This window comes from Brachybacterium subflavum, assembly GCF_009299795.1.
GTDB lineage: Bacteria > Actinomycetota > Actinomycetes > Actinomycetales > Dermabacteraceae > Brachybacterium > Brachybacterium subflavum.
Genome location: NZ_VIGP01000001.1, coordinates 617305 through 628466 on the forward strand (window position 1 = coordinate 617305; position 11162 = coordinate 628466).

The window sequence follows — 11162 nt, forward strand, 5'->3', positions numbered from 1 at the left end:
CGGGGCCTCTCGCGGCCCCGCCGCGCCGACCGGGGGTCGGACGCGGCGCCGTCGTACGACGGGGCCGACGCACCTGTGCATCCTGCGCGCCTGCTTGACTCGCGGGCGAGCACGGCGCATTCTGTTCCCTGATCGAGAGCTGTTCCTGTCGACTGCTCCCGTCGGCGATACCGCACCGATGGTGCGACGTGAGAGGCCGGGCCCGGTGCCCGCCCCGCCGCTGGGGCCCGACGCCGCGAGGCGCCGGGTGACGAGAACCAGACAGGAGGCTCCGCCCTCCGCGCCAGGCATATGGCGGCCGACGCGGATGGACCCTCCGCGCTCGCGGTGTTGCGTCCATCCGTGATCTTCTGTATGCTCTCTCTTTGCGCTGTGTCGTCTTCGATCGTCAGCCCGCCGAACCCCCTGGAGCCCTTGCGGGCACCGCTGGGTCCATGCGAGGCGCAGAGCCGCTGACCCTCTGCTCGACCTGGGAGGACGCCGCCGCGCGGTCCACTGTCACCGGCCTGTGGAAGGACCACCCTTGGCTGCCTCGAGCACCGATCGAACCCCTGACATCGCCCTGCGCACGGCGTCGCCGCGCGTCACCTTCGCCAAGCTCGGCGATCCGCTCCAGGTCCCCGACCTGCTGAGCCTCCAGACCACCTCCTTCGACTGGCTGCTCGGCAACGAGCTCTGGCAGGAGCGCGCCGCCGAGGCGGCGTCCGCGGGACGCGAGGACGTCCCGCAGACCTCCGGTCTGGCCGACATCTTCGAGGAGATCTCCCCGATCGAGGACTTCGCCGGCAACATGGCGCTGTCCTTCCGCGACCACACCTTCGACGACCCGAAGTACACGGTCGAGGAGTGCAAGGAGAAGGACCTCACCTACTCCGCTCCGCTGTACGTGATCGCCGAGTTCATGAACAACGAGACCGGCGAGATCAAGACCCAGACGGTCTTCATGGGCGATTTCCCGCTCATGACCGACAAGGGCACCTTCATCATCAACGGCACCGAGCGCGTGGTCGTCTCGCAGCTCGTGCGCTCGCCCGGCGTCTACTTCGACGAGAGCGTCGACAAGACCAGCGACAAGCACATCTTCGGCGCGAAGATCATCCCCTCGCGCGGCGCCTGGCTCGAGTTCGAGGTCGACAAGCGCGATCAGGTCGGCGTGCGCATCGACCGCAAGCGCAAGCAGTCGGTCACCACGCTGCTGCAGGCGCTCGGCATGTCCCAGAGCGAGATCCTCGACGAGTTCGGCGAGTTCGAGTCCATGCGCTCGACCCTCGAGAAGGACCGCACGACCTCGCAGGACGAGGCCCTGCTGGACATCTACCGCAAGCAGCGCCCGGGCGAGCCGCCCACGCGCGATGCCGGCGAGGCGATGCTCAACAACCTCTACTTCAACGACAAGCGCTACGACCTCGCGAAGGTCGGCCGCTACAAGATCGGCAAGAAGCTCGGCGTCGAGGCCCCTCTCTCGCAGTCCACGCTGACCCTCGAGGACATCGTCGCGACCATCAAGTACCTGGTGGCCCTGCACGACGGCCTCGGCGAGACCACGAGCGCCGACGGCAAGACCCTCCGGGTCGAGACCGACGACATCGACCACTTCGGCAACCGTCGCATCCGCGCGGTGGGCGAGCTGATCCAGAACCAGGTCCGCACGGGCCTGTCGCGCATGGAGCGCGTCGTGCGCGAGCGCATGACCACGCAGGACGTCGAGGCGATCACCCCGCTGACCCTGATCAACATCCGCCCGGTGACGGCGGCGATCAAGGAGTTCTTCGGCACCTCGCAGCTCTCGCAGTTCATGGACCAGAACAACCCGCTGTCGGGCCTGACCCACAAGCGCCGCCTCTCGGCGCTGGGCCCGGGCGGCCTCTCGCGCGACCGCGCGGGCATGGAGGTCCGCGACGTCCACCCGAGCCACTACGGCCGCATGTGCCCGATCGAGACTCCTGAGGGCCCGAACATCGGCCTCATCGGCTCGCTCGCGACCTTCGCGCGCATCAACCCGTTCGGCTTCGTCGAGACCCCGTACCGCAAGGTCACCAACGGCGAGGTCACCGACGAGATCGTCTACCTCACGGCCGACGACGAGGACCGCCACGTCATCGCGCAGGCCAACGCCCCGCTGAACGAGGACGGCACCTTCGTCGAGGAGACCGTGCTCTCGCGCCTCACCGGCGGCGAGCCCGAGCTGGTCCCCGCCGACGAGGTGGACTACATGGACGTCTCGGCCCGCCAGATGGTGTCGGTCGCGACCGCCATGATCCCGTTCCTCGAGCATGATGACGCCAACCGCGCCCTCATGGGCTCGAACATGCAGCGTCAGGCCGTGCCGCTCATGCGCACGGAGATGCCGCTGGTCGGCACCGGCATGGAGCGTCGTGCCGCGGTCGACGCGGGCGACGTCATCGTCGCCGAGAAGCCGGGCGTGATCGAGGACCTCTCGGCCGACCTCATCTCGGTGATGGCCGACGACGGAACCCGTCAGACCTACCCGATCGGCAAGTTCGACCGCTCCAACGCGGGCAACTGCTACAACCACCGCGTGCTGTGGAACGAGGGCGACCGCGTCGAGGCCGGCTCGGTCCTGGCCGACGGCCCGTCGACGGAGGAGGGCGAGCTCGCGCTCGGCAAGAACCTCCTGGTCGCGTTCATGTCGTGGGAGGGCCACAACTACGAGGACGGCATCATCCTGTCCTCGCGCATGGTCCAGGACGACGTCCTCACCTCGATCCACATCGAGGAGCACGAGGTCGACGCCCGTGACACCAAGCTGGGCCGCGAGGAGATCACCCGCGACATCCCCAACGTCGGCGACGACGTCCTGGCGGACCTCGACGAGCGCGGGATCATCCGCATCGGCGCCGAGGTCGAGGCCGGCGACATCCTGGTCGGCAAGGTCACCCCGAAGGGCGAGACCGAGCTGACCCCCGAGGAGCGCCTGCTGCGCGCGATCTTCGGCGAGAAGGCCCGCGAGGTGCGCGACACCTCGCTGCGCGTCCCCCACGGCGAGTCGGGCACCGTCATCGGCGTCCGGGTGTTCACCGAGGAGGACGAGTCCGAGATCCTCCCCACCGGCGTCAACGAGATGGTCCGCGTGTACGTGGCCCAGAAGCGCAAGATCACCGACGGCGACAAGCTCTCGGGCCGCCACGGCAACAAGGGCGTCATCGCCAAGATCCTGCCCGTGGAGGACATGCCCTTCCTCGAGGACGGCACCCCGGTCGACATCATCCTCAACCCGATGGGCGTGCCCGGGCGCATGAACATCGGCCAGGTGATGGAGGTCCACCTCGGCTGGGTCGCGAAGAACGGCTGGTCGCTGGACCCGAAGTCCGACGCCGCCAAGGATCTGCCCGACGCGGCGCTGACCGGCGAGCCGGGCACCCCCGTCGCCGTGCCGGTGTTCGACGGCCTGTCCGGCACCGAGCTCGAGGGCCTCATCGCGAACCACACCCCGAACCGGGACGGCGAGCGGATGGTCAAGGAGGATGGCAAGGCGCAGCTGTACGACGGCCGCTCCGGCGAGCCGTTCCCCAAGCCGATCTCCGTGGGCTACATGTACATCCTGAAGCTCCACCACCTGGTCGACGACAAGCTGCACGCCCGTTCGACCGGCCCCTACTCGATGATCACGCAGCAGCCGCTGGGCGGTAAGGCCCAGTTCGGCGGCCAGCGCTTCGGAGAGATGGAGGTCTGGGCGATGGAGGCGTACGGCGCCGCCTACGCCCTCCAGGAGCTGCTGACCATCAAGTCGGACGACATCCCCGGCCGTGTGAAGGTCTACGAGTCCATCGTCAAGGGCGAGAACGTCCCGGAGCCGGGCATCCCGGAGTCCTTCCGCGTGCTCCTCAAGGAGATGCAGTCCCTGTGCCTGAACGTGGAGGTGCTGTCCAGCGACGGCACCGCCCAGGAGGTGCAGGAGAACGACGAGGAGGTGTTCCGGGCCGCGGAGGAGCTCGGCATCGACCTGTCCCGCCGTCCCCACGAGGGCGTCGGCTCCATCGAAGAGGTCTGAGGCGCGAGCCCGGGGGAGCGCGGCCGCACTGGCCGGCCCCCGGGCCCGCCCCCGACCTTCAGACAGCGATTCGACCCGACTTCAGATTCGAGAGAAGGACACCTGTGCTCGACGTCAACACCTTCGACGAGCTGCGCATCGGCCTCGCGACCGCGGACGATATCCGCACCTGGTCCCATGGCGAGGTCAAGAAGCCCGAGACCATCAACTACCGCACCCTCAAGCCCGAGATGGACGGCCTGTTCTGCGAGCGCATCTTCGGTCCCACCCGGGACTGGGAGTGCTACTGCGGGAAGTACAAGCGTGTCCGCTTCAAGGGCATCGTCTGCGAGCGCTGCGGCGTGGAGGTCACCAAGTCCTCCGTGCGCCGTGAGCGCATGGGCCACGTGGAGCTCGCCGCCCCGGTGACCCACATCTGGTACTTCAAGGGTGTGCCGAGCCGCCTCGGCTACCTGCTGGACCTGGCCCCCAAGGACCTCGAGAAGATCATCTACTTCGCCGCGTACATGATCACCGCGGTCGACGAGGATGCCCGCCACGAGGACCTGCCCGACCTGCAGGCCCGCTACGACCTCGAGGTCAAGGAGCTCGAGAACGAGCGCGACGCGGCCATCAACGACCGCGCCGTCTCCGCCGAGCAGGACCTCGCCAAGCTCGAGGAGGAGGGTGCCAAGGCCGACGCGAAGCGCAAGGTCCGCGACTCCTCCGAGCGCGAGCAGGCGCAGATCCGCAAGAAGTACGACGCCGAGATCGCTCGCGTCACCGCGATCTGGGACCGCTTCAAGAGCCTCAAGGTCGCCGACCTCGAGGGCGACGAGCAGCTGTACCGCGCCATGAAGCTGCGCTACGGCACGTACTTCGAGGGCGGCATGGGCGCCGAGGCGATCCAGCAGCGCCTGCGCGACTTCGACCTCGAGGCCGAGGCGGCCTCGCTGCGCGAGATCATCGCCAACGGCAAGGGCCAGAAGAAGGCCCGCGCGCTCAAGCGGCTCAAGGTCGTCACCGCGTTCCGGTCCACCACCAACTCGCCCGAGGGCATGGTGCTCGACTGCGTCCCGGTGATCCCCCCGGATCTGCGTCCGATGGTGCAGCTGGACGGCGGCCGCTTCGCGACCTCCGACCTCAACGACCTGTACCGCCGCGTGATCAACCGCAACAACCGTCTCAAGCGGCTGCTCGATCTCGGTGCGCCCGAGATCATCGTGAACAACGAGAAGCGCATGCTGCAGGAGTCGGTCGACTCGCTGTTCGACAACGGCCGCCGCGGGCGTCCGGTGACCGGCCCCGGCAACCGTCCGCTGAAGTCGCTCTCCGACATGCTCAAGGGCAAGCAGGGCCGCTTCCGCCAGAACCTGCTGGGCAAGCGCGTGGACTACTCGGGCCGCTCGGTCATCGTGAACGGTCCGCAGCTCCACCTGCACCAGTGCGGTCTGCCCAAGGGCATGGCCCTCGAGCTGTTCAAGCCCTTCGTCATGAAGCGCCTCGTGGACCTCTCCCACGCGCAGAACGTGAAGGCCGCCAAGCGGATGGTCGAGCGTGCGCGCCCCGAGGTCTGGGACGTGCTCGAGGAGGTCATCACCGAGCACCCGGTGCTGCTGAACCGTGCGCCCACCCTGCACCGTCTGGGCATCCAGGCGTTCGAGCCGCAGCTCGTCGAGGGCAAGGCCATCCATCTGCACCCGCTCGTGTGCGCCGCCTTCAACGCGGACTTCGACGGCGACCAGATGGCGGTCCACCTGCCCCTGAGCGCCGAGGCGCAGGCCGAGGCCCGCATCCTCATGCTCTCGAGCAACAACATCCTCAAGCCCTCGGACGGCCGTCCGGTGACCATGCCCGCGCAGGACATGATCATCGGCCTGTACCACCTGACGACGGTCCGCGAGGACGCCGAGGGCGCCGGCCGCAGCTTCGCCTCGATCGCCGAGGCGATCATGGCGAACGACGCCGGCGACCTCGAGCTCAACGCCCCCGTGCGCATCCGCTTCGAGGACGTCGTGCCGCCGCGCGGCTGGGAGGCCCCCGAGGGCTGGACCGAGGGCGACGCCATCACCCTCGAGACCACGCTCGGCACGGTCTACTTCAACGAGACCCTGCCGGTGGACTTCCCCTACGTGGAGGGCCAGGTCGGCAAGAAGCGCCTGGGCGGGATCGTCAACGAGCTCGCCGAGCGCTACGAGAAGGGGCAGGTCGCCGCGTCGCTCGACGCGCTCAAGTCCTACGGCTTCTCGTGGTCGACCCGCAGCGGTGTCTCCTTCGCCTTCTCCGACGTCATCGCGCCGGAGGACAAGCAGGAGATCCTCTCGAAGTACGAGGAGCAGGCCGCCCGCATCCAGGAGAACCGCGACCTCGGTCTGGTCTCCGAGGCGGAGCGCAACGCCGAGCTGATCGACGTCTGGTCCAAGGCGACCAACGAGGTCGACGCCTCCATGCAGAAGAACTTCGAGGAGACCCCGACCAACTCCATCTACCGGATGGTGAACTCGGGCGCTCGAGGCAACTGGATGCAGATCCGCCAGATCGCCGGCATGCGCGGTCTGGTGACGAACCCGAAGGGCGAGATCATCCCGCGCCCGATCCTCTCCAACTACAAGGAGGGGCTCTCGGTCCTGGAGTACTTCATCGCCTCGCACGGCTCCCGCAAGGGCCTCGCGGACACGGCGCTGAAGACCGCTCAGTCGGGCTACCTCACGCGTCGTCTGGTCGACGTCTCGCAGGACGTCATCGTCCGCGAGTCCGACTGCGGCACGTCCAAGGGCCTGACCCTGCAGATCGCCGCGGAGGAGGCCGGTGCGCTGGTCCCCGACGAGAACATCGAGACCACGGCGTACGGGCGGACCCTCGCGACGGCGGCCCTCGACCCCGAGGGCAAGGAGGTCGCTCCGGCGGGCTCCGACGTGGGCGATGTGCTCATCGGCCAGCTGGTCGACGCCGGCGTCCGCGAGATCAAGGTGCGCTCTGTGCTCACCTGCGACTCCGCCGTCGGCACCTGCGCGCTGTGCTACGGCCGCTCGCTCGCGACCGGCCAGCTCGTGGACATCGGCGAGGCCGTCGGCATCGTCGCGGCCCAGTCCATCGGCGAGCCCGGCACGCAGCTGACCATGCGCACCTTCCACACCGGTGGTGTGGCCAGCGCCGACGGCGACATCACGCACGGTCTTCCGCGTGTGCAGGAGCTCTTCGAGGCGCGTACCCCTGCCGGCTTCGCGCCGATCACGGAGTCCGCGGGCCGCGTGGAGATCGAGGAGAACGAGAAGCAGCGCCGTCTGACGGTCACCCCCGACGACGGCACCGACCCGGTCACCTACAACGTGCCGCGACGCGTCAGCCTGCTGGTCGCCGACGGCGACCACGTCGAGGTCGGCCAGCAGCTCTCCCAGGGCTCGGTCGATCCCAAGCAGGTGCTGCGCATCCTCGGTCCCCGTGCGGTGCAGAAGCACCTCGTGGACGAGGTCCAGAAGGTGTACATCAGCCAGGGCGTGGACATCCACGCCAAGCACATCGAGGTCATCGTGCGCCAGATGCTGCGTCGCGTGACGATCATCGAGTCGGGCGACACGGATCTGCTGCCCGGCGACTTCGCGGACCGCATCACCTTCGAGCGCGAGAACCGTCGAGTGCTCTCCGAGGGCGGGCAGCCGGCATCCGGCCGTCCCGAGCTCATGGGCATCACGAAGGCCTCCCTCGCGACGGACTCGTGGCTCTCGGCCGCCTCCTTCCAGGAGACGACCCGCGTGCTCACCGAGGCCGCCCTGAACCGCAAGAGCGACCAGCTCATGGGGCTCAAGGAGAACGTGATCATCGGCAAGCTGATCCCCGCCGGAACCGGGCTGCCCCGGTTCCGCCGGATCTCGGTCGAGCCGACGGACGAGGCGAAGGCGCAGATGTACCAGGTGCCGGGCTACGACGAGCTGGACTTCTCCGGCTACGGCGCGGGCGCGGTCAACCTCGACGACATCGACTACTCGGATCCCTTCCGCAGCGACTTCCGCTGAGGCGTCCCGGTCGGGTCGACGCGCTGATCGCGCCGTCGGCCCGCCGGTTCCGAGACCACCGCAGGGCGGTCCCACCACACGGTGGGGCCGCCCTGCGGCGTGCGCGGGGGCATCGCGCGGCGTGCTCGCCCGCCCGTCCTCCCTTCCCCGTTCCACGCCCCGGCCGTCCGCTCGTCCCCTTCGCCGTCGTAGCCCCCGCCACGTCCCGGAGCGCCGACGGAGCCCGTTCGGGTGATCGGCATGACGCCCACGGTCATGAACCGGTAAAGGGACGCTCCGAACGCTCTCAAGTTCCGTTCAGACCCCTCGCATACTCCGCGCGCGCCCGGGAACATGGAGACCGGACGGTCCGGCAGGCCCCAGGGCCCCGTCGTCCCCTTCACCCCCACCGCGCGGTCGTCGCGCACTTCCCCAGGGGGAGCGCACGACGAATCGACGAGACACAGGTGGGTAGAACGACGTGAAGAAGACTCCGTGGATCATCTCTGCGGCCGTGGCAGGGCTGCTGGTCGCCGGCGGCGGCGGCACCGCCTACGCGGTCTCCAACGAGGCCGGCGTGGACGTGTACGGCGAGCACAGCACCGTGCGCACCTTCAGCCCGACCGTGGGCGCGCTGCTCGAGGCGCAGGGCGTCACCGTGCGCTCGACGGACCTCGTGATCCCCTCCATCGACTCCGTCGTCACCGACGGCATCGACATCCAGGTCGTCCACCGCAACCCCGTCACCGTCACGGTCGACGGGAAGGCGCACGAAGTGCTCACGACCGGAGACACCGTGGCCGATGCCCTCGAGGAGGTCGACGTCGACACCGAGAAGGCGCACGTGAGCCCGGACCCGGAGACCTCGCTGAGCGCCGAGGGCACCGCGGTCGAGGTGCAGACCGCGAAGTCCGTGACCTTCAAGGGCCAGTACGGCCACAAGACCTTCACCGTCTACTCCGACACCGTCGGCGAGGGCATGGAGGAGGTCCTGAAGAACATCGAGGACACCGACACCGCGAAGCCCGGTCGTGACGAGGAGCTGACGGACGGCATGACCGTCACGGTGCAGCGCGTGCGCGAGAAGGAGACGACGAAGAAGGAGTCCGTCGACTTCGAGACCACGACCAAGAAGTCCGACGAGCTCACCGAGGGCACCACGAAGGTGGAGACCGAGGGTCAGAAGGGCATCAAGGAGACGAAGGTCCGCGAGACCATCGTGGACGGCGAGGTCACCAAGACGAAGGTCCTGGACGAGAAGGTCACGGAGCAGCCGGTCGACGAGGTCGTCCTCGAGGGCACCAAGAAGGCGCCCGAGCCCGAGGACACCTCGAGCGACGCGGACGACTCCTCGAGCTCGGCCGCGACGTCCGACGACTCCTCGAGCGACACCGGTTCCTCGTCGTCGAAGTCCTCGTCCTCGAAGTCCTCGTCCTCGAAGACGGCGTCCGCGAAGACCTCGGAGAAGAAGTCCCAGGGCTCCTCCTCGAAGAAGTCCACGAGCTCCTCGAAGTCCTCCTCGAGCGCGAAGGCCCCCTCGGTCTCCGACGGATCGGTCTGGGACACGATCGCCCGGTGCGAGTCGGGCGGCAACTGGTCCATCAACACCGGCAACGGCTTCAAGGGTGGTCTGCAGTTCACCGATCAGACCTGGAGGGCGTTCGGCGGCGGCGCCTATGCCTCCTCGGCCGACCAGGCCTCCCGTGCGCAGCAGATCGCGGTCGCCAAGAAGGTCCAGGCGGCGCAGGGCTGGGGCGCCTGGCCCGGCTGCACCTCGAAGCTCGGCATCGGCTGACCCGACGCCCAGAGCCTGACCCGGGTGCCCGACGTGCGCGATCGCCCGATCGCGCACCCTGCAGGCATCGCGAGCGCATCACGGAGACCCGTGATGCGCTCGCTGCGTCCCCGCCTCCCGCTGCCCTCTCGCGGGCATGTGATGTGCATCCGAAGGCCCCCAGTCCTTTGACCCTCTGCACGCGGCGTCAGTAGACTGTCGAGAGCGTCCGGAGTGCCCTCTGGTCGTGATCGGGACTTCTCCCGGGCAGTCGACTCGAACGCCCGGGCGTCCCCCGCGAGGAGCGGATCCTCGTGGCATGCCCGAATCCGGGCGACGGGCGCATCCCCGCCCTCGCCCGCGGCGCACGATCACGGTGCTCGGACGCACGGACGGCGCACGTCGTCCGCGCGGGTCGCCGTGCCCACTCCCGGGATGCAGGGGAGCGCACGGCGGGTCGCCGGCCGCACCCGCGGCCACAAGATGGAGATCCGAGGGGACCAACACTCCCGTCGGCAGAACAGGAAGAGTCGAAGTGCCCACTATTCAGCAGTTGGTGCGCAAGGGGCGGACGGTCAAGTCCTCCGCTTCGAAGACCCCGGCGCTCAAGGGTTCGCCCCAGCGCCGCGGCGTCTGCACGCGCGTCTACACCCAGACCCCCAAGAAGCCGAACTCGGCGCTGCGCAAGATCGCGCGCGTGCGTCTGTCCACCGGCATCGAGGTGACGGCGTACATCCCCGGCGTCGGCCACAACCTGCAGGAGCACTCGATCGTGCTCGTGCGCGGCGGCCGTGTGAAGGACCTCCCGGGTGTCCGCTACAAGATCGTCCGCGGCTCCCTGGACACCCAGGGCGTCAAGGGTCGCCAGCAGGCCCGCTCGCGGTACGGCGCGAAGAAGGAGAAGAAGTAATGCCTCGTAAGGGAGCAGCTCCCAAGCGCCAGCTCGTGGTGGACCCGGTCTACGGCTCCCCGCTGGTCACCCAGCTCATCAACAAGGTCCTCCTCGACGGCAAGAAGACCGTCGCCGAGTCGATCGTCTACGGCGCCCTCGAGGGCTGCCGCGAGAAGAACGGCCAGGACCCGGTCGCGACCCTCAAGAAGGCCCTGGACAACGTCAAGCCCAGCCTCGAGGTGCGTTCGCGCCGCGTCGGCGGTGCGACCTACCAGGTCCCCGTCGAGGTCAAGCCCGGTCGTTCGACGACGCTGGCCCTGCGCTGGCTCGTCAGCTACTCGCGCGCCCGCCGCGAGCACACGATGACCGAGCGGCTCATGAACGAGCTGCTCGACGCGTCCAACGGTCTCGGCGCCGCGGTCAAGCGCCGGGAGGACACGCACAAGATGGCCGAGTCCAACAAGGCCTTCGCGCACTACCGCTGGTGAGACGGCAGGGCCCGCCCGCCGGATC

The 11162-nt window shown here is 68.7% G+C and carries 5 protein-coding genes; all 5 read left to right on the plus strand.

Features of this window, described 5'->3' with window-relative positions; translation table 11 throughout:
- Positions 1-523: 523 nt before the first annotated feature.
- The 5 genes from rpoB to rpsG all read left to right on the plus strand — a co-directional run bounded on the left by rpoB (position 524) and on the right by rpsG (position 11137).
- Positions 524-4012, plus strand: a complete 3489-nt coding sequence (gene rpoB, locus FHG10_RS02680; RefSeq protein WP_152351768.1) for a DNA-directed RNA polymerase subunit beta — start codon at positions 524-526, stop codon at positions 4010-4012.
- A gap of 104 nt (positions 4013-4116) precedes the next feature.
- Positions 4117-8004, plus strand: a complete 3888-nt coding sequence (locus FHG10_RS02685) for a DNA-directed RNA polymerase subunit beta' (protein ID WP_152351769.1) — start codon at positions 4117-4119, stop codon at positions 8002-8004.
- A gap of 460 nt (positions 8005-8464) precedes the next feature.
- A complete protein-coding gene (locus FHG10_RS18430) occupies positions 8465-9778 on the plus strand; it encodes a transglycosylase family protein (protein ID WP_152351770.1) in 1314 nt (437 codons plus the stop codon).
- Positions 9779-10292: 514 nt separating this feature from the next.
- Positions 10293-10667: a 30S ribosomal protein S12 gene (gene rpsL / locus FHG10_RS02695; RefSeq protein WP_152351771.1), complete on the plus strand. Its 375-nt coding sequence runs from the start codon at positions 10293-10295 to the stop codon at positions 10665-10667.
- Complete coding sequence (gene rpsG, locus FHG10_RS02700; RefSeq protein WP_109274669.1) at positions 10667-11137, plus strand: 30S ribosomal protein S7; 471 nt, start codon at positions 10667-10669, stop codon at positions 11135-11137. The genes rpsL and rpsG overlap by 1 nt, the downstream gene beginning before the upstream one ends.
- Positions 11138-11162: the final 25 nt, after the last annotated feature.